24 protein-coding genes are annotated in these 22,120 nt (G+C 42.9%); 13 read left to right on the plus strand and 11 right to left on the minus strand.

The genetic code is table 11. From position 1 onward, the window contains the following. Positions 1–340 precede the first annotated feature (340 nt). From FLL45_RS15335 to FLL45_RS15345, 3 genes are all read left to right on the plus strand, one after another. Positions 341–2,680, plus strand: a complete 2,340-nt coding sequence (locus FLL45_RS15335) for an efflux RND transporter permease subunit (protein ID WP_142942948.1) — start codon at positions 341–343, stop codon at positions 2,678–2,680. After that, a complete protein-coding gene (locus tag FLL45_RS15340; protein WP_246075842.1) occupies positions 2,625–3,419 on the plus strand; it encodes an outer membrane lipoprotein-sorting protein in 795 nt (264 codons plus the stop codon). The genes FLL45_RS15335 and FLL45_RS15340 overlap by 56 nt, the downstream gene beginning before the upstream one ends. A 194-nt stretch (positions 3,420–3,613) precedes the next feature. Further along, entirely contained in the window at positions 3,614–4,228 is a 615-nt protein-coding gene (locus FLL45_RS15345) for a TetR/AcrR family transcriptional regulator (RefSeq protein ID WP_142942950.1), read from the plus strand. 6 nt (positions 4,229–4,234) lie between these two features. On the opposite strand, the gene FLL45_RS15350 is transcribed toward FLL45_RS15345, so the two are convergent. The 3 genes from FLL45_RS15350 to rsmI form a co-directional block, all read right to left on the minus strand. Further along, positions 4,235–4,741 (minus strand): PH domain-containing protein, encoded by a 507-nt coding sequence (locus FLL45_RS15350; RefSeq protein WP_142942951.1) that lies wholly within the window; start codon positions 4,739–4,741, stop codon positions 4,235–4,237. A 328-nt stretch (positions 4,742–5,069) separates the two neighbouring features. Beyond that, positions 5,070–5,333, minus strand: a complete 264-nt coding sequence (locus FLL45_RS15355) for a hypothetical protein (RefSeq protein ID WP_142942952.1) — start codon at positions 5,331–5,333, stop codon at positions 5,070–5,072. Between the two features lie 125 nt (positions 5,334–5,458). Further along, positions 5,459–6,370, minus strand: a complete 912-nt coding sequence (rsmI, locus tag FLL45_RS15360) for a 16S rRNA (cytidine(1402)-2'-O)-methyltransferase (protein WP_142942953.1) — start codon at positions 6,368–6,370, stop codon at positions 5,459–5,461. 44 nt (positions 6,371–6,414) lie between these two features. On the opposite strand from rsmI, the gene FLL45_RS15365 reads away from it, so the two are divergent. Genes FLL45_RS15365 through FLL45_RS15380 form a run of 4 tightly spaced genes read left to right on the plus strand, consistent with a single transcriptional unit; the run spans position 6,415 to position 9,947 of the window. After that, positions 6,415–8,319, plus strand: a complete 1,905-nt coding sequence (locus tag FLL45_RS15365) for a penicillin-binding protein activator (protein WP_142942954.1) — start codon at positions 6,415–6,417, stop codon at positions 8,317–8,319. Positions 8,320–8,336: 17 nt separating this feature from the next. Beyond that, positions 8,337–8,714, plus strand: coding sequence for a YraN family protein (locus FLL45_RS15370; RefSeq protein WP_185964490.1), 378 nt, complete (start codon positions 8,337–8,339; stop codon positions 8,712–8,714). A 33-nt stretch (positions 8,715–8,747) separates the two neighbouring features. Further along, positions 8,748–9,335: a phosphoheptose isomerase gene (locus FLL45_RS15375; RefSeq protein ID WP_142942956.1), complete on the plus strand. Its 588-nt coding sequence runs from the start codon at positions 8,748–8,750 to the stop codon at positions 9,333–9,335. A 30-nt stretch (positions 9,336–9,365) separates the two neighbouring features. Continuing rightward, the gene (locus FLL45_RS15380; RefSeq protein WP_142942957.1) at positions 9,366–9,947 is read left to right on the plus strand and encodes a BON domain-containing protein; all 582 of its coding nucleotides are present in this window, start codon (positions 9,366–9,368) and stop codon (positions 9,945–9,947) included. 37 nt (positions 9,948–9,984) lie between these two features. Here the strand turns inward: FLL45_RS15380 and FLL45_RS15385 are convergent, their stop codons facing one another. The 5 genes from FLL45_RS15385 to petA form a co-directional block, all read right to left on the minus strand. Next, on the minus strand, positions 9,985–10,464 hold the full coding sequence (locus FLL45_RS15385; RefSeq protein ID WP_142942958.1) for a ClpXP protease specificity-enhancing factor: 480 nt from the start codon (positions 10,462–10,464) through the stop codon (positions 9,985–9,987). Positions 10,465–10,473: 9 nt separating this feature from the next. Continuing rightward, positions 10,474–11,103 carry a stringent starvation protein SspA gene (sspA, locus tag FLL45_RS15390; RefSeq protein ID WP_142942959.1) on the minus strand — a complete coding sequence of 210 codons (630 nt, stop codon included), beginning with the start codon at positions 11,101–11,103 and terminating at the stop codon, positions 10,474–10,476. 110 nt (positions 11,104–11,213) lie between these two features. After that, positions 11,214–12,107, minus strand: coding sequence for a cytochrome c1 (locus tag FLL45_RS15395; RefSeq protein WP_142942960.1), 894 nt, complete (start codon positions 12,105–12,107; stop codon positions 11,214–11,216). Beyond that, on the minus strand, positions 12,107–13,318 hold the full coding sequence (locus tag FLL45_RS15400; protein ID WP_142943328.1) for a cytochrome b: 1,212 nt from the start codon (positions 13,316–13,318) through the stop codon (positions 12,107–12,109). Before FLL45_RS15400 ends, FLL45_RS15395 begins: the two co-directional genes overlap by 1 nt. 8 nt (positions 13,319–13,326) lie before the next feature. After that, on the minus strand, positions 13,327–13,908 hold the full coding sequence (gene petA / locus FLL45_RS15405; protein ID WP_142942961.1) for a ubiquinol-cytochrome c reductase iron-sulfur subunit: 582 nt from the start codon (positions 13,906–13,908) through the stop codon (positions 13,327–13,329). A 364-nt stretch (positions 13,909–14,272) separates the two neighbouring features. On the opposite strand from petA, the gene FLL45_RS15410 reads away from it, so the two are divergent. From FLL45_RS15410 to FLL45_RS15430, 5 genes are all read left to right on the plus strand, one after another. Beyond that, on the plus strand, positions 14,273–15,490 hold the full coding sequence (locus tag FLL45_RS15410; RefSeq protein WP_246075843.1) for an Nramp family divalent metal transporter: 1,218 nt from the start codon (positions 14,273–14,275) through the stop codon (positions 15,488–15,490). Between the two features lie 77 nt (positions 15,491–15,567). Next, the gene (pxpA, locus tag FLL45_RS15415; RefSeq protein ID WP_142942970.1) at positions 15,568–16,314 is read left to right on the plus strand and encodes a 5-oxoprolinase subunit PxpA; all 747 of its coding nucleotides are present in this window, start codon (positions 15,568–15,570) and stop codon (positions 16,312–16,314) included. After that, positions 16,311–17,006 (plus strand): 5-oxoprolinase subunit PxpB, encoded by a 696-nt coding sequence (pxpB, locus tag FLL45_RS15420; RefSeq protein ID WP_142942972.1) that lies wholly within the window; start codon positions 16,311–16,313, stop codon positions 17,004–17,006. Before pxpA ends, pxpB begins: the two co-directional genes overlap by 4 nt. After that, on the plus strand, positions 17,003–17,929 hold the full coding sequence (locus tag FLL45_RS15425; protein WP_142942973.1) for a 5-oxoprolinase subunit C family protein: 927 nt from the start codon (positions 17,003–17,005) through the stop codon (positions 17,927–17,929). Before pxpB ends, FLL45_RS15425 begins: the two co-directional genes overlap by 4 nt. Before the next feature lie 132 nt (positions 17,930–18,061). After that, positions 18,062–19,135, plus strand: coding sequence for an MBL fold metallo-hydrolase (locus FLL45_RS15430; RefSeq protein ID WP_142942974.1), 1,074 nt, complete (start codon positions 18,062–18,064; stop codon positions 19,133–19,135). Positions 19,136–19,254: 119 nt separating this feature from the next. Here the strand turns inward: FLL45_RS15430 and rpsI are convergent, their stop codons facing one another. Both rpsI and rplM read right to left on the minus strand, forming a co-directional pair. Beyond that, positions 19,255–19,647 (minus strand): 30S ribosomal protein S9, encoded by a 393-nt coding sequence (rpsI, locus tag FLL45_RS15435; RefSeq protein ID WP_142942975.1) that lies wholly within the window; start codon positions 19,645–19,647, stop codon positions 19,255–19,257. A 12-nt stretch (positions 19,648–19,659) separates the two neighbouring features. Next, complete coding sequence (rplM, locus tag FLL45_RS15440) at positions 19,660–20,088, minus strand: 50S ribosomal protein L13 (protein WP_142942977.1); 429 nt, start codon at positions 20,086–20,088, stop codon at positions 19,660–19,662. Between the two features lie 339 nt (positions 20,089–20,427). Here rplM and FLL45_RS15445 point away from each other — a divergent pair, with 339 nt between their 5' ends. Continuing rightward, entirely contained in the window at positions 20,428–20,769 is a 342-nt protein-coding gene (locus tag FLL45_RS15445) for an HU family DNA-binding protein (protein ID WP_142942978.1), read from the plus strand. A 258-nt stretch (positions 20,770–21,027) separates the two neighbouring features. On the opposite strand, the gene zapE is transcribed toward FLL45_RS15445, so the two are convergent. Next, positions 21,028–22,119: a cell division protein ZapE gene (zapE, locus tag FLL45_RS15450; protein WP_142942980.1), complete on the minus strand. Its 1,092-nt coding sequence runs from the start codon at positions 22,117–22,119 to the stop codon at positions 21,028–21,030. Position 22,120 lies beyond the last annotated feature (1 nt).

Raw genomic sequence — 22,120 nt, forward strand, 5'->3', positions numbered from 1 at the left:
AAGGTTAGCTCGCCAGATCTAATTATTATTTTCTGTGATCGGTTTTTGTTGCTGTTGTGCGTGACCGATTATAAAGACCTGGTATTGAAAATAGCAAAACTAAGCAAATTGTTAAGTTTTCACAAAAAACAATCCTTATTACCTCTAAGGTAATTTCTTCCTATTTTTTAAGAACTTAGAATCGATCAAACGCTTGTTCACTGCAAGTTTTGGTGAGATCTATTGATTTTTCATTTGCATACATACTAGTTGGTATGTATATTACATACCAACTGGTCGGAATAATCTTGATTTATCACTTACACAACACTTACTACCGAATTATCAGAGAGGAATTAACATGTCCGCGATACTAGCGAATTACATCATTCGTTTCCGCTGGCTTCTACTTGTCATTGGCATTGTGTCAATCGGTTTAGCTGGTCTAGGCGCAACCAAACTTGGTTTTACTACCGATTACAGAGTCTTTTTCGATAAAGGGAATGAACAGCTAGAGGCTTATGAGAGTTTACAAAACACCTACGAAAAGTCAGACAATGTGTTGTTTGTCATTAAACCTAAAAATGACCAAGATGTATTCACTGAAGATACCTTGCGAGCCATTCAATGGTTGACGACTGAAGCATGGCAAACGCCCTTCTCCACTCGAGTTGACTCGATTAGCAACTATCAGCACACTCGTGCAGAAGAAGATGATTTAATTGTCGCGGACTTAGCCGGTGACGAACTAGCCTTAACCCCCAGCTCAATCGAGTACATCAAGTCAGTTTCTCTTGATGAACCGCTATTGGTTCATCGGCTAGTCTCTCCGACAGGCCATGTCGCAGCCGTTAATGTCACCGTTAAATTGCCAGGCAAGGCCCTCGATGAGAATTCAAAAGTCGCTCAATTTTCTGCCAACTTAAAGCAAGAGTTGCAACAGAAATACCCCCATCTTGAAGTTTATATGACTGGTTTTGTGATGCTCAATCAAGCATTCCAAGATGCCTCTCAAAAAGATATGGGAACAATCGTTCCGCTCATGTTTTTAGTCGTGTTGGTTACTCTTGGTATTTTACTGAGAAGCATAACCGCGACTTTTGCAACGCTGGTGATGATTTTAGCCTCAATTATTACGGCTATGGGGTTAACTGGCTGGTTGGGCATTAAATTGACGCCGCCTTCTAGCTCTGCGCCAACCATAATACTCACAATGGCGGTGGCCGATGCTGTCCATGTATTGGTAACATTTTTACAGCACTACCATCGAGGGATGAATAAATTCGACGCAATGCAAGAAAGCTTGCGCATTAACCTGCAGCCTATCTTTTTGACAAGTGTGACTACGGTAATCGGATTCTTAACCATGAATTTTAGCGAAGTCCCGCCATTTCATGATCTCGGTAATATCGTCGCTATTGGCGTTACTGCAGCGTTTATCTTCTCTGTTACTTTGTTGCCAGCGCTAATACTAGCGCTTCCAGTTAAACAAAAATTAATCGTAGCAGATAAGTCAAACTCAATGGATGCCATTGCCAACTTCGTGATTGGAAACCGGAAAAAGCTTTTATGGGGAATGACTATTTTTGCAATAGTCTCTGTTGCATTCTTACCGCGAAATGAATTGAATGATGAATGGGTTCAGTACTTTGATGAAAGTGTTGATTTTAGAAATGACACTGACTTTGTCTTGGAAAACCTTACTGGCCTTTATACCCTGGAGTTTTCAATAAAAGCTGGAGAAGAAGGATCCGTGAGCGATCCTAAATTTCTGAAAACAGTAGAAGACTTCACCCAAATGGCTGAAGCACTGCCTGAAGTAATCCACGTCAACACATTTACCGATACTATGTCGCGCTTAAATAAGAATATGCATAGTGATGATGCAAGTTTTTATCGCTTACCACAAGAGAGAGAACTTGCCGCCCAGTATCTCCTACTCTACGAAATGTCGCTACCTTACGGACTCGATTTAAACAATCAAATTAACGTAAAAAAATCAGCGACTCGAGTGATCGTAACGGCCAAAAATTTATCAACCAAAGAGACAATTGCCTTAGAGAACAAATTAGGCGCTTGGTTAGTTATTAATGGTCAAGGATTTGAGTTTGATGTGGCAAGTCCTTCTTTGATGTTTGCTCACATCGGCGAAAGAAATATCGTTTCAATGCTCGGGGGGACCGCAATCGCGTTGGTACTCATCTCGTTGTTACTTACAGTGGCGCTTCGCTCAAAAAGAATGGGCCTCGTTTCACTGGTGCCTAATTTAGTACCCGCTTTTGTCGCTTTCGGCATCTGGGGAATTTTCGTTGCCCAAGTCGGTATGTCGTTGGCAATGGTAGCAGGAATGACCTTGGGAATCGTGGTCGATGATACGGTTCACTTCCTCAGTAAATACCTGCGAGCTCGAGAGGAAAAAGGCTTATCGGTTGAAGCCGCAATTCGTTATGCGTTTGCCAACGTCGGCCGCGCACTGGTCACGACTACACTCGTATTAGTCGCAGGGTTTAGCGTGATGTCATTTTCTACCTTTAGCTTGAACTCAGATATGGGTGTCATGACAGCCTTAACGATTTCAATCGCTTTAATTATCGACTTTCTACTATTACCCGCTTTATTAATGACTTATGAAAAGGAGAAGCAAGATGAACAAGTTTCTACTCGCATCAATCGCGACAGCGACGCTAGTCTTGTCGGCTAACATCGATGCCCAAACAGCGCAAGAAAAAGGGTTAGCGATCGCTAAAGAAGCCGATAGGCGTGACTTAGGGTGGCAGGATTCAACGGCTGATATGTTAATGGTTTTATCCAACAAACAAGGAGAAACCAGCGAGCGTAAAATCAGAATTAAAAGTAAAGAAGTTGCTGGCGAGGATAATGGCGACAAAAGTTTAACCATTTTTGATAGCCCAAAAGACGTCAAGGGAACTGCATTTTTATCCTATTCTCGAATCATTACTCCCGATGATCAATGGCTCTATTTACCAGCACTTAAGCGAGTCAAACGCATTTCTTCATCGAACAAGTCTGGTCCATTTATGGGAAGCGAATTTGCATTTGAAGATCTCAGTTCGTTTGAAGTTGGCAAATACTCCTACAAGTATTTGCGTGATGAAGAATTCAATGGAGAATCAACGTTTGTAATAGAGTACTATCCAAATTATAAGCACTCTGGGTATAAGCGCTTGATTTCCTGGATTGATCAGAAAGAATATCGAGTACTAAAAACCGAGTTTTATGATCGTAAGAATCAATTACTTAAAACTTTAGAGTATCAAGATTATCAACAATATCTTGATCAGTATTGGCGGTCACATAAGATGCTAATGGTCAATCATCAATCCGAAAAAACCACTGATTTAATCTGGAGTAATTACCAATTTAAAGTTGGGCTCGATGATTCTAGTTTTAATCGAAATAGCCTTAAAAGGTCTCGATAACACTCTTGTCTGCAGGTACCAGCTCGTGTCTAATTCCGATCTAACCAACTATTCGATAGCAATACAATGTTGGATGTGCACGAGCTGGTGTTTTTGAATCACTAGGCCTATTCCAAATCAAAACTAATTAACCTACAATGAAAGAGTACACTAGTGCATAGTAGTTGATATCGATAGCATTATGAGAAGTTCCGATGGTCCGTAAGAAAAACCCACAACAAACTCGTCAACAAATCCTTGAGGTTACTGCCGATTTGATCCATCGACATGGATACAAAGGGCTTCGTGTTGATGAAGTGGTGGAAAAAACCGGACTGACTAAAGGGGCAATCTACCATCATTTTCCCAATAAACAAGCACTCGGATATGCCGTTGTGGACGAGTTATTTCATAAACAGTTTATTGATCACTTAAACCAACTTGTTGAAACGGGTGGTGAGCCACTCGAAATTATTGCACAATCCTTTAATCCGACTGAAACGATGTGTGAGGCAGACTTAGAGGTTGGTTGTCCTTTAACTAATTTAGGACAAGAGATGTCTTATGAAGATGAAGGGTTCAGAGTTCGTATTAATAGTATCTTTGATAATTGGAGCAATATGATAGCGGGCTTAATCAAACAAGGAATTGAGGATGGCTCCATTAAACCCACCACCGATCCCGTTAAAACATCCCGCTTTTTGGTAAGCTCATTTCAAGGAATTCAATGTAATTCGAAATGCACTCAAGATGTAGAGCGATTCAAAGACAATGTTGAGTTTCTCGAATCAGTCATTCAAGGCCTAGCGATGGAGTCAGCCACCGCTTAATGAGTGTCATTTTTTCGCGTTTTTTTTGGCCAACAAATCATTCAGCTTGTTGACAAATTTCTCAGGCTTGTCAGGAGAAACCATAAAAATCTTTTCGCTCGTTTTAATCACAACGACATTTTGACTATCGGTAACAAAAGCGCGAAAACTACCATAGCGGTCATTACGAAAATAGCCATAAAACCCAAATAGCCCCCCATTGCCGAACATACGTAACGAACGCTTCATCGCCGTTTGATCAAACTCGACACTCTCGATTTCATCGAGCGGAATAATAAAATCGAAGACCAATCGCTTGATGGTTAGTTCGCGACTATCCAGTTGGTAACCAGTCACTCGATACCAAAAACATGCAAGCAGTATCGCTATAGGAATCATTAAAGAGATAGCTGCAAGTGAAAACAACGCAACAGGAATCAACACCAGTAATACGATGGGTAACGCAACCATCAACAGACTGGAAAATAGCGTGATTAATAGCGTAGCTCGCCCAAAAGGTGCTTGATAATGCATTGTGTTTCCCCCTCTTTTCTTCGATCATCGAGTAGCCAACGTTAAGCGCGGATAATTATTCCACATAAAAGCTAGCTTTTTCGTATTATATGCTGCTCGGACTTCAAGAAATAATATGATGGAAAACGCGCTGATTCTGTAGCCGCTAAAACACAATTTGACGGAAATAAATCTCTCAAAGTGATTTCAATAGTAACTTCAATGATACGATTAACTAACGATTCGAAATCTCGATTGTCTAGTTGAGGTCTAAAACCGCTTCGGTTTACGGCAGGGCTAGGTTTATGACGGCGAGTTTAAGGTAGATAGGGTTTAAGGTAGATAAGATTTAAGGTAGCTTGGGTTTAACAGCGGGGTCGGTTGATGCTGCCGCTACAACATCTCTAAAATCGACCTTAGCCGACTTAACAAGGCTTCTTACTCGATGAACACTACCTTTGGCTAATATTAAAATACTCTCTTGGGTACTGTCTAAGTCAGCCGCTGAGTTCCAGACATCATTGAGATGAATTTTCGCAAGCAGGTTAATGACTAGGTCATGTTCACTGTCTTTGAACTCTTCAATGACTTTCTGCTTGATCCATTTATTCACTTGATGATTCTCTCATTCACTAAAACTTAATTTTCTCACATACTCCAACCGAACAGTGACTTTAGTTACTGCAAGATAACCAGTGACTACTTAAAGCACTTAAAACCCGATGCAGCCAATTTGACTCATTTTTGATCAAGTAGGTGATTATAAAGTTGATTTTTCTTCTCACCAAAAAACTCAGCCGCTATTTTTGCAGCCTGTTTTCCCGGTAAATAATCAGTTAATAACTCAGCCAGCTTAATTGCCTCCGGTGAAATGCACAGCTTGTTTTTTTCAGCGCCTTTCACCATAACCACAAACTCACCCTTTGACTGGTTGGCATCCACATCCAAACGCGTTATCAAGTCCGATAAACTAGCGTCTAATAGAGTCTCAAAGGTTTTAGTTAACTCGCGGGCAATAACGACTCTCCGCTCCGGACCAAACACTTTAGCCATATCAGCCAAACTGGCTTTGATACGATGTGAAGACTCATAAAATATTAAGGTCGCAGTTTCTTCTTTTAATCGCTCAAGTGTCAATTGTCTCGCCTTAGGCTTTGCCGCCAAAAACCCTTCAAAAATAAATCTATCGCTGGGTAACCCCGCTACCGACAGTGCCGCTATCAGCGCGCAGGGCCCGGGGATGGGGATCACTTTTATCGATTCTGCTCTGAGACGAGCGACTAAAGGGTAGCCAGGGTCGCTGATCAGCGGTGTGCCTGCATCGGATACGAGTGCAATCGACTCACCTGATTTTAGCTGATGAACTATTGAATCGAGTTTTTGTCTCTCATTATGATCGTGTAATGAAAAGCATGGCGTATCTACTCCAATATGCGATAATAACTGGCGCGTACGACGAGTATCTTCAGCTGCGATCTTTGAGACTTTAGCCAATGTTTGTCTCATGCGATCGCTGATATCATCAAGATTACCGATTGGGGTGGCAACAACATATAAACAGCCATATCCAGAATTGTCGGTATTTTGCTCGAATTCTTTGAGCGTTTTTTCTGAAGTTCGCAGCTGCTTGTCCTTAGAAGGTACGTTCATAAGTTGATTTTGCCATTGGTATAACACTGGAGTTGTTAGGGATCATGAATAAATTTATCACACAAGGCAACCACTTAATCGTGCTCGTGATAGTTTTGCTCATGCTGCAAGCTTGCGGCGGTGGAGAAGTGCGTAACCAAAATAATCGCGCAATCAATAATCAACAAAGCTTAGAGGCTCTGATTAAACAGGCACAACAAGCCTCTGCGGAACGCAAGGGTCCGCTTCTGGTTCAAGCTGCAGGACTTCTGGTGCTCGAGCAACGCTATGAAAAAGCACAAGAGCTGCTTATTCACGTTAACCAGCAGACTCTCACACCGTTACAAATGGATGATTTTTATCTGCATTACGGGGAGGTATTGTTGGCTTTAGCGGCAAGTGAGCGCTCGCTTAATCAGCTAAAAACCGTTACAAACCCTGCCGCCAAATCGATCGAATGGCAAATTCGCTACGGTAAAGCACTATCAGATAGCTACCTCGCAAACGGAAACTATTTCGAGGCGGCAAAGCTGAGAATAGAGCTGACGGATATGATTGATAATTCCCATGCCCTAGCGGAAAACAGCCAAAAGACCTGGGAAGCACTCAACCAGATTGAAACAGACTTCCTTCAGCAATTAATTTCAGATTTTAACAGCCGGCGCGTCAATGGTTGGCTCGAAATCGTCTATTTAAACAAACGATGGGGATATCACCCAGAGCGCTTACTCAGCGAATTAGCGCTTTGGAAACAGCGATACCCGCTGCACCCAAGCATGGTCCATCAGCCAGAAACGCTAAAGCGCGCAGCAGCGGCTGAAGAAATCAGCGCGAAGCGAATTGCGGTATTGCTGCCACTATCAGGAAAACTCGCCTCTTTTGGTAAAATGATTCATGATGGAATCGTCGCTGCTCATTATCAGTCGGCCTCATCAGAAGAAGCACCGCTGTTGTCGTTTTACGACACAGCAAAACACCTGTCTCCACTGACAACCTACAATCAAGCAATCGACGATGGCGCAGATTTCATTATTGGACCGTTAACTAAAGAATCGGTAGAAGCCATTCTTGACCAAGAAGCGCTTGCGACGCCAATTCTGGCCTTAAATCAACTCGAAGAGCAAAAATACCAGCACCCGCTTGCCTTTCAATTCGGGCTACCGGTAGAGGACGAAGCGGTTCAAGCGGCGCATTTTGCATTTGAAAAGGGCTATCGAAAAGCGGTAGCGTTTTTACCTGATACGTCGACAGGCGAGCGTGCTCAGAAAGCTTTCCAAGCGTATTTTGAGCAGTTGGGGGGTGAACTTATTCAAGTTCAGACCTACAAAGAAAAGAAAAAAATAAAACAAGATGTCCAGCAAATGCTGGGCGTAGACAAAAGTATCAAACGTAAATCAGCCTTACAGCGACTTCTCGGTCGCAACTTGGAGTTTGAAATGCGCCGTCGACAAGACGCAGATTTCATTTTCCTTCATGCCAGACCTGAAGATGGCAGAATGATCAAACCTTTTATCAACTACTATTTCGCTCATGACCTTCCGGTGATAGCGACCTCTGCAGTATTTTCAGGTAAAAAAGACCCGCAAACAGATATTGATTTGAATGGCATCGAATTTCCTCACATCCCGCTGTTATTAAGCGAACAGTCCCAGTTTCAATCGAGTCGCCAAAAGCTATCATCAGTCATGCCGGAAGCCCTCGACGGTCGCGGTAGATATTTCGCATTGGGTTTCGATAGTTATAAGATTTTAACTCAATTATCGATCTTACAGGCTTTTCCTGAGTATCGCTGGAGTGGCTTAGGCGGTGAGCTTGCTGTTGACGAAAATGGTCTGGTCCATCGCTTTTTAACCTGGGCTCAATTTAATCGCGGCGTCCCTTTTGTCACCAAAGAGCGAGAAGTGAGACAACGCGAAGAATCTAATACCGGTTCGTCACCGACACCGAGTTTATTTTTAGATAGCAAATAAGACTAGAGATTGCGGTAGTGTTCGGTCGGCTAACTAAACGTGAATTTGGTTCAGAAATTGAAGCCCTCGTCTGTGAATACTTAACACAACAAGGTTGTTCAATTATCGAAACTAATTTTCTTTGTAAGTTAGGCGAGATAGATATTATCGCAAGTTACGACAAAACGCTTATTTTTGTTGAAGTTCGTTACCGAAAAAAAAGCGGATTTGGCGGTGCAGCTGAAAGTGTAAACTTTAAAAAGCGCCAACGAATTATTAATACCGCTCAGTTTTATTTACAGCAAAATAAACTCACCAATAAAACTCAAGGTCGTTTTGATGTTTTTTGTGTAGAGGGCAACGGGCAAAGAATGCAGTATAATTGGATAAAAGATGCGTTTAGCGCAGAATGGTAACGCTAAAAGAATCCAAAATCTGACGAGTTTTACATGATTGAACGTATAAGAAATAGTTTTACAGAAAGTATTCAAACCAAGATTGCCGCTGCGGACGTGCTCCCAGAGAAAATCGCCAAAGCTGGTCAACTTATGGTGAATTGTTTGCTCAATGGCGGCAAAATTCTTACATGCGGTAATGGTGGCTCGGCGGCAGATGCGCAACACTTTTCATCCGAAATGATTAACCGTTTCGAAAGAGAACGTCCTGCGCTGCCAGCAATCGCATTAACGACCGACACGAGTACGCTTACCTCGATTAGTAACGATTATGGCTTCAGCGAAATATTTTCAAAACAAGTCAAAGCACTGGGGCATCCGGGAGACATTTTGTTTGCCTTTTCAACGAGTGGTAATTCAAGCAACGTGATAGAAGCAATGCGTGCAGCGCTCGCTAAAGATATGTTAATCATTAGTTGCACCGGAAAAGATGGCGGTGAGATGGCTGGCTTGATCGGTGCTAATGATGTAGAAATCAGGGTGCCTTCCAATTCGACGGCAAGAATTCAAGAAGTCCATTTGGTGGTGATTCATAGTTTGTGCGATTTAATCGATAGTACACTCTTCGGTGATAACCAGTAGGCTCACTTTTTGTTATTTCAGGGGATATTAATGAAACGTCTAGCAATTATCACTCTCGTTATTCTAAGCACATTACTTAGCGGTTGCGAGACTCTAATCATTGCCGGTGCCACGACCAGTGCTTACGCATCACAGGACAGAAGAGACTTCAAAACTCAAATAGAAGATCAAAATACTGAGTTTAAAACCTTCACTTCATTCTTTGATGACGACGAGCTGTGGGATAACACTAACATCAATGTAATCAGTTACAACAATGTCGTGTTGATTGTCGGCCAGGCGCCAACTGCAACTTTAAAACAGCGAGCAACCGAAGAGATAAAGAAAATTGCGAAAGATAACAAAATCCATAATCAAATAAGAATAGCTGCGCCAATTTCATTTTTCGCCCGTCGCAACGATGAGTTTCTAACCACCAAAGTCAAATCATCGATGCTGTTCACTTCTGATTTTCCCGCGTCAAAAATTAAAGTGGTTACTGAAAATAGCGAGGTCTTTTTACTGGGTTTGGTCACAACACAAGAAGCCGACCAAGCAGTAGAGATTACCCGAAACATCGATGGTGTGAAGAAGGTCGTTAAAGTTTTTGAATACATCAGCGAAGAGTCCTAAAACACTCCGCCGATACAATGCCTAAGTCAAAGAAGGGCTATTTAACGACTTTTAAATGGTTCGCTTTTTTGGATGACGCATTGTTCTTATTTGGCGAGCTGTTATTTTCCGGTTTTGACGGGTCGTCTGTTCCGTCACCGTCCTCAACTGAGTCGACACTCCCTAAACTCGGCGAGCTGGCTTCTTCTTCGCTTTCCTCTTCAGCAGGGAAAGCCATACCCAAGCCATTTTCTTGTGCATAGATAGCCAACAGGGCACTCATCGGTACAATAATTAATCTCGCAACCCCGGAAAAACGGGCATTGAAAGATATAATCTCATTATCGACCTGCCAATTTTGAACTGCAGAAGGATTAATATTAAGAACGATTTGACCGTCTTTAATGTGCTCTTGCGGCACCTCAACACCAGGTCTTGTTGCGTCGACCAACATGTAAGGTGTCGCATCGTTATCGAGCAACCAGTCAAGAATTGCTCGGAAAAGATACGGTTTGTTCGAAGTAAATTCTGGTTGCATAATTGCGAATTAATCTCTCAACTCTCTCTCAGCATCGGTCAAACTAGCCTGGAAAGAGTCTCGCTCGAACAATAAATCCATGTAGTTGCTGACTTCTTTTGCGCCACGCCCTGTTAACTTTATTCCCATTGCTGGCAATCGCCACATTAACGGCGCTAAACAACAGTCAATCAGTGAAAACTCTTCACTGAGGAAATAAGGCGTTTCACTGAAAACCGGTGCAAGGGTCAATAAACTTTCAGTTAGCTCTTTACGTGCTTTTTCAGCTTCCTTTTCCTTACCATTGAGGATGCTATTCATTAGACTGTACCAGTCTTTTTCTACTCGATGCATCATTAATCGAGAGCGAGCTCTCGCGACTGGGTAAACAGGCATCAATGGAGGATGAGGAAAGCGCTCATCAAGATATTCCATAATGATAGATGCTTCAAAAAGCACAAGCTCCCTGTCAACCAATGTCGGTACGGTGTTGTAAGGGTTTAAATCAATCAAGTCTTCTGGCGGCTGTTGATTGCTGACTACTTCTATTGCTTCAAAATTAACGCCTTTCTCGGCGAGAACTATACGTACTTGGTGGCTGTAAACATCATCAGCACCGGAATATAAAGTCATTACAGATCGTTTGGCTACTGTTGCCATGGAGTTCTCCGTATTGGTAAAAAAGAGCAGCTGCCTAAATCAGCTACTCTTTTCGATTGAACATCTATCGTTTTAAATTGAAGGATTTGATACTGATTAAACGTTTCAAATTAATGAATGTCCTTCCAGTATTCTTTCTTCAGCAGGTATGCAACAAATCCAAAGAATGTGATGAAGAGTAGAACCCAAACACCCAATCTTTCTCTGTCACGTTTGATCGGCTCGCCAACATACTCTAAAAAGTACGTTAAGTCGCGCATCGCATCATCAAACTCCTGCGGTGAAAGTTGACCTTCCTTAACGATTTCAAAATATTTGCCCGCTTCAGAAATTTCAGTCAACTTAGTTTCCGCCTCAGATATAACTGCCTCAGCTTCTCTGATTGTCTTGTTGAGTGCAGAACTATTGCCACCCTCTTCTAACTGTTTCTTAGCATTGGCCATATCGGCTTGCGCATAACTTATTTCATTCTCAAGGTTTTTAACCTGATCGGTTTTAGCTTGAAGCCCTTGCATCTCCTCTAAAACATGCGGCATACCAACATCTTTAAAGACTGAGTTGTTTACCCCATAAGGACGCGAGTCATCAACATAAAATCCGCGGAAATAGTTATATAGCCACTTGGTCCCACGTGCTCGAGCGACAACTGATAAATCAGGTGGCGCTGCACCAAACCAGTTTGCAGCCGCTTTAGCATTCATATTGTTAGTCATTAAGTCACCGATTTTGTCATCGGAGAAAATCATATTTTCCATCATTACGTCTGTCGGAATACCCAAATCAGTCGCAGAGCGCTCGTAACGATGAAAAGCTAGAGCATGACACCCTAAGCAATTATTAACATAGATTTGCATACCACGTTGCATTGAGACTTCAAGATAGTCGCCCGAAAGTCGTGGTAACTTATCATTTGGTAACGTCAGCCCCGCTTCTGCCGCCATAGCGGTTGCAGAAAACAATGAAAATGAAAGGCACGCTGCTAGTTTTATTAATAGTTTTCTCATTAGTGTGTCACCCTTTCTGGAACTGGCTTAGTTTCTCCCCACTGACTCCACCAAGGCATCAAAAAGAAGAAAGCGAAATAGTAAACAGTACAAATTTGTGCAACCAGTGTTCTCATTGGCGTTGGCCCTTTCATTCCGAGATAACCGAGAATAATGAAAGAAACAACAAAGATTGCTAACCAAACTTTAAAGCTCCAATGCTTGTAACGGATAGACTTAACTTTACTTCTGTCTAACCAAGGCAAGAAGAACAACACAATTAATGATGCAGCCATCGCAACAACGCCTAACTGTTGATCAGGTACCGCACGTAAAATCGAGTAGAACGGTGTGAAATACCAAACTGGCGCTATATGTGCAGGAGTCTTCAATGGATCTGCTGGCGTAAAGTTAGGTGGCTCAAGGAAGAAACCGCCCATGTCAGGAGCAAAGAATATGATTAGGCAGAAGAAGAACAAGAACACCGCGACACCAACGATGTCTTTGACAGTATAGTAAGGATGGAAAGGGATACCATCTAGCGGAATACCATTTTCGTCTTTGTATTTCTTGATTTCGATACCGTCAGGATTGTTCGATCCGACTTTATGAAGTGCAACAATGTGCAAAAACACCATCAATAACAACGCCATTGGAAGTGCAACCACATGAAGCGCAAAGAACCGATTTAATGTTGCCCCAGATATAATGTAGTCACCGCGAATCCATTGAGTTAAGTCGTCACCCACATACGGCACCGCGCTGAATAGATTGATAATTACCTGCGCACCCCAATAAGACATATTCCCCCAAGGTAATAAGTATCCCATGAAGGCTTCAGCCATTAGCAATACGAAGATGATCATACCGAACAACCATACCAACTCCCGTGGTTTTCTGAATGAGCCGTAGATCAAAGCCCTGAACATGTGCAGATAAACCACCACGAAAAATGCCGAGGCACCAGTTGAGTGCATGTAACGCAGTAACCATCCCCAATCAACATCGCGCATAATAAACTCAACAGATGCGTACGCTTGCTCACCTGATGGGTTGTAATTCATTGTCAACCAAATACCGGTCAGAATCTGATTCACTAAAACTAAAAGAGCTAAAGAACCAAAGAAATACCAAAAGTTAAAGTTCTTTGGTGCGTAGTATTCAGCAAGATGCTCATTCCAAACTTTAGTTGCCGGAAAACGATCATCTATCCATTGCATGAAAGAAGCCATTCTAGACATTACGCTACCTCCTGTCCGACACCGATAATAATTCTATCGTCGCTTAGATATGAATAGGGAGGAACTTCCAGATTTTTAGATGCGGGAACGCCTGAGAAAACACGCCCAGCTAAATCAAACTGAGAACCGTGACAAGGGCAGAAGAACCCACCACCCCAATCGACTTCGGTAACCTTTTTATGTTGCGGTACACATCCTAAATGAGTACAAATTGCAACAAGCACCATAATGTCCGGGCGAATAGAGCGAATTTCACCATCTACATATTCGGGTTGTTGATCGGGATTTTCAGACTTGGGATCTTTTAAATCGATTTTGGTATTTTTTAACGATTCCACCACCGAGTCACTGCGTTTAACCACAAAAACCGGCTTGCCGCGATACTCGACTTTGACCATTTGACCTACTTCTAATTTGCTCAGATCCACTTCCACTGGTGCACCCGCAGCTTTGGCTTTTGCACTAGGATTCCAGGATCCAATAAAAGGAACCGCAACAAATGCCGCACCTACAGCTCCAACCCCAGCGGTTGCGAGCGTCAGGAACCTGCGCTTGCCGGTATCTACACCTTCATTACTCATTCGGATTGTCTCCCCATCGACCGGTGATTCTTTCTTAAAAATGTCTTTTTTTGTTAGCGGCATATACTTGATTTTTCGGAAAAAAAATCCAGCGCGATGCCTCCTATCTCAGGATTTGCGGCAAGATCATAAAGAATAACCTGAAATTTTACAAGGAAATGGCGTTTTTTGTTTGTAACTCACTGAAAAATAAAGTTATTTATTTTGACTTGCAATTTAAAGCATAGACCGTTTTCTTTAAAAATTCCGACTATTTTAAAAATCGTCAAAATGAAGCGTTTAGTTTCATTGGATAAGGTGAGAATTGGCTTTCAGGTATTCCTGTGATATTAGTGTTATGAATAGCAAATAATGAGAATAAATTTTGGCTAACAAATTCACTTTCGGTCCCGCCATTTTGGTTACCGCTGCGTTCATCGGACCAGGCACAGTGATCACCGCCAGCCTTGCTGGCGCTAATTTCGGCTATGCGCTGATCTGGGCACTTCTTTTTTCCGTTGTGGCGACCATCGTGCTCCAAGAGATGGCTGCTCGACTCGGCGTTGTCACTCAAAAAGGTTTAGGGGAAAACCTCCGCGAATCCATTAAACAACCGGTGCTAAAATGGTTGGCAATAGGGTTAGTCTTTTGCGCGATTGTTATCGGCAATGGCGCTTATCAAGGCGGCAATATTTCTGGCGCAAGTTTAGGACTAGCCGGTCTATTTCCTGACTTGGGTAACAGTCTCGGCTGGAATTTTTGGCCGCTGATTATTGCCACCGTCGCATTTGTCTTGATGTGGCGTGGCAGCTATCACGTTTTGGAAAAATCTTTACTGATGCTTGTCGCGGTTATGAGCTTGGCGTTTTTAGTCACATTCGTTATTACTGCACCTAATTTGATTGAGTTGCTCGGCGGAATGTTCTATCCGCGCATTCCGTCCGGCGCGACACTGACTGTCATCGCATTAATTGGCACGACGGTTGTACCCTATAATCTCTTTCTCCATGCCGCAAGCGCCAAACAGCGTTGGCAATCAGCTGAAAACCTCTCAGAAGCACGCAAAGACTTATATGTATCGATTCCAATTGGTGGACTAATTTCAATTGCCATTGTTTCTACTGCCGCTGCCGCGTTCTTCGGCAAGCAAATCGAGTTAAATAGCGCAGCTGACCTCGCGCCTGCTTTGACACCGATATTTGGGGGGTGGGCACAAAGCGCAATGGCGATTGGCTTGTTCGCTGCGGGAATATCTTCTGCGATCACCGCTCCACTTGCGGCGGCTTATGCACTCAGTGGTATTCTGGGAATTAGGCCCGATTTAACAAGCCTCCAGTTCAAAATTATTTGGATAGTTATCCTTATCGCGGGACTGCTTGTGGCGACTTTAAACTATCGTCCAGTACTGATCATTACTTTTGCTCAAATAACCAATGGTTTGCTGTTGCCAATAATCAGTCTATTCTTACTTTGGATGATGAATCAATCTTCGTTAGGTCAACATAAGAACTCGCCTCGTCAAAACGCGTTAGGTGGGCTTATTGTTTTAATCACTATTATGTTAGGTAGCCGAAGTTTATTGTCCGCTTTTGGTGTAATCTGAGTTTTACCAGCAGACGCAAAGCCTAATAGTACAAGGGCAAAACAGGCAAGGTCAGAATCTGAGTTAAGATGCCAACTATGAAAGTCGATATAAATTGCGATCTCGGGGAAGGAAGCACCGCATCTGACTGCATCGCTGACGCGCAACTCATGCCCTATATTTCCCGGTGCAATATTGCCTGCGGAGGCCACGCAGGTAACCTTGAGACGATGAAAGCTTCCTTAGAAAACGCTAAAAAAAACCACCTTCAAGTAGGTGCTCATCCCGGTTATCCTGATCCAGAAAACTTTGGACGCAATTCGATGAAAATCAGTTTTAACCAACTAGAGTCATCGCTGATTGATCAAATCAGTCAACTTGAAAAAATTGCGTCCAAGATATCGGTATCGCTCTCTCATATTAAATGTCACGGAGCACTCTACAATGATGCTGAATCTTCACCGGAATTAGCCAATCGACTAGTCAAAAGCTTTAATACTCACTTTCCAGGCTTATCAATAATCGGCCTAGCAAATGGTGAAATGGAAAAAGCGGCTCAACACTTGGATTGCGAATTCTTGCGCGAAGGTTTTATGGATCGTGCTTATCTAGACTCCGGTTACTTAGTTTCCAGAAAAGCACCCAATTCAGTCTATCATTCTCTTGAGCTCATTGTGAAACAAGCACTGCAGCTTGCACAAAATCAACCGTTACAAACTTATCAAAATAACTCGCTCAGAATTCCGGTAGATACAATTTGCTTGCACGGTGATACCCCGAATGCAAAAACGGTCGCAAAACAAGTCTTTGAGTCGCTTACTGCACAAGGAATTGATGTCGCATGAGCCGAGAAAACATTCTCCTCATACCCAATGGAGACGCCGCTATCACGATAGTCTTCGACGAACCTATCAGCGAGTCACTTTCTCAAAAAATTATCTATCTGTCCGAAAAACTAAAGCTCAACTTCGAAGAACAAATCATCGAAGTTATACCCGCCTATCAAAGTCTTACGGTTTGTTTTCATCCGCTAGCAGAAATACGAACAAGATTACAAAAATCATCAATAGCAATACTCAATGACTATCAAGAACGACCGCCCTCCACTCAAAAAGTGATTGAAATCCCTGTGTGTTACGAGGAAGCATTTGCGCCTGATATTAAAAAAGTTGCCGAGAGATGCGGATTAACAATTAATGAAGTTATTCGATTGCACAGCGAACCGGTTTACCTCGTGCATATGCTTGGTTTTACTCCTGGGTTTCTGTACTTGGGGGGATTAGATCAACGGCTCTATTGTCAACGGAAAGCGACACCAGCAACCCGAGTGCCCGCAGGCAGTGTCGGAATTGGCGGAACGCAAACGGGCATTTACCCCCAATCAACGCCGGGTGGCTGGCAAATTATTGGCCGTACTCCGCTTCAATTATTTACACCCAACCAAAAAAATGCCTACGTCGCGGAGCCCCTCGCAAAAATTAAGTTTTCGCCCATTTCTGAGAAAACCTTTGCTAAGCTGCAAGAGGTCAAGGAATGAAGATAAAAATTTTAAAGCCCGGTCTTTTGACCACAATCCAAGACATTGGACGGCATGGTGAGATGTGCCATGGTATCGCTCATAGCGGTGCAATGGACCATCTTTCGATGAAGCTGGCTAACTGGTTGGTCAATAACCCGCTCGATGCACCGGTTCTTGAGATTACGATCATCGGGCCGACTATCCAATTTTCGAAACCCATGAGTATAGCTGTTTGTGGAGCGGACTTTGACCTTTTCCTTAATGGTGAAATTGTTTTTTCTCATCAAACAATTAATGTCAAAAAAGGTGATGTTCTCGAATTTGATCATTTAAATTCGGGCGCGCGAGCTTATCTTTCTTTTGCAGGAAGATTAAAGCTACCACCAATAATGAACTCTTATTCGACCAATTTAACGGCAGGTTTTGGTGGTTATTTTGGCAAAGAGCTTGCCATAAAAGACAAAATCAAAATCAAAGATCCTCGCGTTGAAAATTTAAAAAAAGTACCAGAAAAATTTGTCCCAAAATATTCTGGTAATTACTATTTTCGATGTGTTCCCAGTGTTGAGAGTGACCAATTTAGTGAGTTAGAAAAAGAGCGTTTTAGCCAAACACACTACCAAGTAACTCCAGATTCAAACAGAATGGGGATTCGACTGAAGGGCGATTCGATACTCACGGAAAAAGCGCCGCAAATAATATCGAGTGGTCTAACTCAAGGCAGCGTCCAGATTACACCTTCGGGAATGCCGATAGTTTCCTCAGTTGATGGTCAGACGATTGGCGGCTACCCGCGGATAGCCAACATAATCTCCGCTGATCTTCCTTTGCTGGGTCAGCTACGAGCCAATGATAAAATTCGCTTCGGTTTTGTCTCAATGGAATTAGCGTTACAAGCCTTCGAAGCTAAACAAACGCTTTTCGATAAGATCATTGGCTGAAGCCCAGTCCCGTGATCGATTGGATAATTTAAGCTCCAACACGGTGGATTCTCTCATCATGCGCTACGATCTGAGAGACGAGCTCTAACGTAAAATTGGATAATAACGCTCTAATAATATTGATGAAATAAAATGAAGAAACAGATTCTGGTTATCTCGCTGGCAATGATTTTGATTTCTTGTAGTACTGTCATGATACATGAGCAACAAAGCCCAACCGGTAATTATCAGAATAACCACATTTTGCATCCGAACAAATCATTTTGGGCCTTTGCGAGAATGCGGCTATTTGGCGATGATGAGTGGGCTGATCACGAGAGTGAAGCGGCTGATGTCGTTGTTCAACCGATCGACGATGGGCAATTGCGCGCCCAATCCTCAGCACCGAGGGTAACCTGGATCGGCCACTCGACCTTCCTTATCCAATACAAAGGTGTCAACGTTTTAACCGACCCGATTTTCTCTCAAAGAGCTTCACCCGTCAGCTTTGCTGGTCCCAAAAGACTGGTTGATCTACCGATTGAGATAGCCCAACTGCCAGCAATCGATCTGGTTGTGATTTCACACAATCACTATGATCACTTGGATGAAGAAACCATCACAGAACTTGGTAACCAACCTCAATATGCGTTGCCCGATGGCGTCTCCAATTGGTTCTTAGCGAACGCCATTAATGCATCAAACATCACCGATTTTAAATGGTGGCAATCGAAACGTTATAGCGCCAACTTAACAGTCACCGCGACGCCAAGCCAACACTGGTCGAGTCGGAGCTTATATGACCGAAATCAAACCCATTGGGCAAGTTGGCTCATCGAGATTGACGACTTCACTTTCTGGTTTGCTGGCGACACCGGATACAATCAATTTGATTTTAAAGAAATTGGTAACAAGTCACCGCCGATCGATTTGGCATTAATTCCCATAGGCGCTTACGCACCGCGCCACTTTATGAAGCCCTATCATGTTAATGAAGAAGAAGCGCTGCAAATTCACCGCGATATTAAGGCAAAAACGAGCATAGGCATGCATTGGGGGACCTTCTCTCTGACCGCTGAGCCACTGTTAGCACCGCCAACCAACTTGGCGTCGTTGGTAGAGGAATCAGGTAACAGAGACGATTTTAGAACGATCAACATTGGTCAAAGTATTGAACTAACGACACCACACGCGAATGTTGTGAACGCAACGATAAGCGCTAAGTAAAAATCAACTAAAGCTTGATCATTACACGCGATAAAAAAACATCCAAAAAAAAACGCCTCCCAATGGGAGGCGTTTTAGTAAGCAAAGACCTTGGGGAGGGGCTGTCCCCAAAAAGCACATTAACGCTTAGAGAATTGAGGACGTTTACGCGCTTTGTGTAAACCAACCTTCTTACGCTCAACTGCACGAGCGTCGCGAGTTACGTAACCAGCTTTTCTCAGAGTTGGACGCATCTCTTCGTCGTACTCCATAAGAGCACGAGTGATGCCTAAGCGAATCGCACCAGCTTGGCCAGTATCACCGCCACCTTTAACAGTAACGTAAGCATCAAATTTTTCGTTAGTTTCGGTCAACTCAAGTGGCTGGCGAACAACCATTCTTGAAGTTTCACGACCAAAGTATTCGTCTAAAGGTTGTTGGTTGACAACAATGTCACCTTTACCCGGACGAAGAAATACGCGAGCAGTAGAGCTTTTGCGACGACCTGTACCGTAATATTGTGTATCTGACATCATCTTCACCAATTAAATGTTAAGTTCTTTTGGTTGCTGTGCCTGATGCGTGTGCTCAGGACCAACAAAAATCTTAAGCTTACGTAAGCAAGCGCGACCCAAAGGATTGCTTGGGATCATACCTTTAACCGCATTGTGAAGAATGCGCTCAGGTGCTTTGTCACGTAATTTACCAAGAGTGATACCACGGATACCGCCAGGATAACCAGTATGGTGGTAGTAAGTCTTAGCAGCTTCTTTGTTACCTGTTACCGCAATTTTCTCCGCGTTAACAACAACAATGTAATCACCGGTGTCCACGTGTGGCGTGAACTCGGCTTTATGCTTGCCGCGTAAGCGACGAGCGATCTCAGTCGCTAAGCGACCAAGAGTCTTGCCAGAAGCGTCGATAACGTACCAATCACGTTTTACCGACTCTGGCTTTGCACTGAAAGTTCTCATTATTAGCTCCAAATTTAGGCTTTGCTTATGCCTGCTATTCAGTCATACATAAAAAAGAGCGCGAATTTTACAGAAATGGTGGCCCAGGCACAACCTATTTTAGTTAAAATTTAGCAACTTTCTTGGATTCCACAGTCAGATCGCTCAAATTTAGCGCTAAATCCCATTTTATGCGGTGTTTGGCCCACCCACCAAGAATAAAAATAATGTAATTTTTTCAAAATAATGCTTTATTTCCCGGCATTTCTACGTTAAAAAGCAACTTCTAACAAAATTTATCTCGAATGGCGCCTCAAGTGCCTTTCAGATAGCCTCTACAACAAAACGCTAGGAAACAAAATGGCTACTGCAAAAAAACCAAAAACCATCAAAGAAAGATACACAAAAACTCAAATCTTAAACGAAATCGCTGAGTCAACTGAATTGACCAAGAAGCAAGTATCTTCGGTATTGGACGAGTTAACTGATATCATCGAGCGTCACATTAAGAAACGTTCTTGCGGTGAATTCGTATTACCAGGGCTATTGAAGATCCAAGCGCAAAAAGTGCCAGCACGTAAAGCAAAGAAAGGTGTTCCTAACCCATTCAGACCAGGCGAGTTAATGGACGTTGCTGCGAAACCAGCTTCTATCCGCGTAAAGGTTCGTCCTTTGAAGAAATTAAAAGACATGGCTTCTTAATTTATTAAGTTAGCAATTCTTTCGGATCCCTGTTCACTGACAGGGATCTGACGACCTCTGAAAACTTGAGTGTCTCTGTAAACTCACCTCGTCCTGAACATAGTTAATTCTGGACACCTGCCAACTTATCCATCCGAAACCCAACGTCTTCGTATTTTTTTTACTGCCTTCTACTGCCTTATTTTACGTTCTTAGCCAGACTGTTAATTGATATTTTGCGCGATTGCTATTTTTAACATTAAGAACTTATCAAGCCTCCTAGGGTAAATGTTCTTTAGCAAGGTATTCTGTCGACTGCATTTCCTGCAAACGCGATAAAGTCCGTTTAAATTCAAAGGATAATTGCTTCCCTTGATAGATATCATCAAGCTCAACCGCTGCCGTGATCATGAGTTTTACGTTTCTTTCATAAAACTCATCAACAAGACTAATAAAACGTCTAGCTGCTGAGTCATCTTTCGCCTCAAGTTGGGGGATATTGCTCACCATGACCGTATGATAGCAACGCGAAAGCTCGATATAATCTGCATGACTCCTTGCCGTTTCACAGATCTGTTTAAATTCAAACCAGATTACCCCTTCGGCACAACGTTCTGTCTTAATTTTGCGATGCTCAACCATGATTTGCGTCCCGGGAGGCTGCTCTTCAGTCGCTAATTGATCGAAACTAAAATTTAAATTATCAAGTGCCGCCTGGTCATGTGGCGAATGAAAAATATCGGCTTGCTCTAGCGTTCTTAAACGATAATCAATCCCGCTATCAACATTGACTATCTCGGTGTGCAGCTGTATCAACTCAATGGCAGGCAAAAAACGCTCTCTCTGGAGACCATTCCAATACAAACGCTCTGGCGGAATATTCGAAGTAGCCACTAAGGTTACGCCGCGGGCGAACAGTGCTTGAAATAGTGTCCCCAGGAGCATGGCATCGGTGATATCGCTAACAAAAAACTCATCAAAGCAGATAACACAAGTTTCGTCAGCAATTTCATCGGCAATCAATAGGAGCGGATCGCGTTGTCCTTTGTGAGACTTTAATTGCTCATGGAGTTGATGCATGAAACGGTGAAAGTGAAGCCGCATTTTATTTTCAAAAGGGAGCTGATCAAAGAACATATCCATGAGATAGGTTTTCCCACGTCCTACACCTCCCCAAAAATAGAGACCTTTAACGGGCTCCTTCGTTTTAGTCAACTTTTTGGCAAGTCGGCTAAACAAGCTTTGAGGCTGATTGGCCGCTATCAGTCGGTGAAACAAATCGTCTAACTTTTCAACCGCTTGCGCTTGTGCATCGTCTCGAGAAAAACTTCCCGAATTCATGTCCGCTTGATACTTTTGTAGTGGAGTCATT

The sequence above is a fragment of the Aliikangiella marina genome (genome assembly GCF_007004765.1).
Classification (GTDB): domain Bacteria; phylum Pseudomonadota; class Gammaproteobacteria; order Enterobacterales; family Kangiellaceae; genus Aliikangiella; species Aliikangiella marina.

Excerpts from the sequence above, each read along its gene's own strand:
- FLL45_RS15430 (WP_142942974.1), top strand. The coding sequence starts at position 18,062 with ATGAAGAAACAGATTCTGGTTATCTCGCTGGCAATGATTTTGATTTCT.
- sspA (WP_142942959.1), bottom strand. The coding sequence starts at position 11,103 with ATGGCAACAGTAGCCAAACGATCTGTAATGACTTTATATTCCGGTGCT.
- FLL45_RS15400 (WP_142943328.1), bottom strand. The coding sequence starts at position 13,318 with ATGGCTTCTTTCATGCAATGGATAGATGATCGTTTTCCGGCAACTAAA.
- zapE (WP_142942980.1), bottom strand. The coding sequence starts at position 22,119 with ATGACTCCACTACAAAAGTATCAAGCGGACATGAATTCGGGAAGTTTT.
- FLL45_RS15345 (WP_142942950.1), top strand. The coding sequence starts at position 3,614 with ATGGTCCGTAAGAAAAACCCACAACAAACTCGTCAACAAATCCTTGAG.
- FLL45_RS15335 (WP_142942948.1), top strand. The coding sequence starts at position 341 with ATGTCCGCGATACTAGCGAATTACATCATTCGTTTCCGCTGGCTTCTA.
- FLL45_RS15425 (WP_142942973.1), top strand. The coding sequence starts at position 17,003 with ATGAAGATAAAAATTTTAAAGCCCGGTCTTTTGACCACAATCCAAGAC.
- petA (WP_142942961.1), bottom strand. The coding sequence starts at position 13,908 with ATGAGTAATGAAGGTGTAGATACCGGCAAGCGCAGGTTCCTGACGCTC.
- pxpA (WP_142942970.1), top strand. The coding sequence starts at position 15,568 with ATGAAAGTCGATATAAATTGCGATCTCGGGGAAGGAAGCACCGCATCT.
- FLL45_RS15375 (WP_142942956.1), top strand. The coding sequence starts at position 8,748 with ATGATTGAACGTATAAGAAATAGTTTTACAGAAAGTATTCAAACCAAG.
- FLL45_RS15385 (WP_142942958.1), bottom strand. The coding sequence starts at position 10,464 with ATGCAACCAGAATTTACTTCGAACAAACCGTATCTTTTCCGAGCAATT.
- FLL45_RS15380 (WP_142942957.1), top strand. The coding sequence starts at position 9,366 with ATGAAACGTCTAGCAATTATCACTCTCGTTATTCTAAGCACATTACTT.
- rsmI (WP_142942953.1), bottom strand. The coding sequence starts at position 6,370 with ATGAACGTACCTTCTAAGGACAAGCAGCTGCGAACTTCAGAAAAAACG.
- rpsI (WP_142942975.1), bottom strand. The coding sequence starts at position 19,647 with ATGTCAGATACACAATATTACGGTACAGGTCGTCGCAAAAGCTCTACT.
- FLL45_RS15350 (WP_142942951.1), bottom strand. The coding sequence starts at position 4,741 with ATGCATTATCAAGCACCTTTTGGGCGAGCTACGCTATTAATCACGCTA.
- rplM (WP_142942977.1), bottom strand. The coding sequence starts at position 20,088 with ATGAGAACTTTCAGTGCAAAGCCAGAGTCGGTAAAACGTGATTGGTAC.
- FLL45_RS15395 (WP_142942960.1), bottom strand. The coding sequence starts at position 12,107 with ATGAGAAAACTATTAATAAAACTAGCAGCGTGCCTTTCATTTTCATTG.
- FLL45_RS15365 (WP_142942954.1), top strand. The coding sequence starts at position 6,415 with ATGAATAAATTTATCACACAAGGCAACCACTTAATCGTGCTCGTGATA.
- FLL45_RS15445 (WP_142942978.1), top strand. The coding sequence starts at position 20,428 with ATGGCTACTGCAAAAAAACCAAAAACCATCAAAGAAAGATACACAAAA.
- pxpB (WP_142942972.1), top strand. The coding sequence starts at position 16,311 with ATGAGCCGAGAAAACATTCTCCTCATACCCAATGGAGACGCCGCTATC.
- FLL45_RS15340 (WP_246075842.1), top strand. The coding sequence starts at position 2,625 with ATGAACAAGTTTCTACTCGCATCAATCGCGACAGCGACGCTAGTCTTG.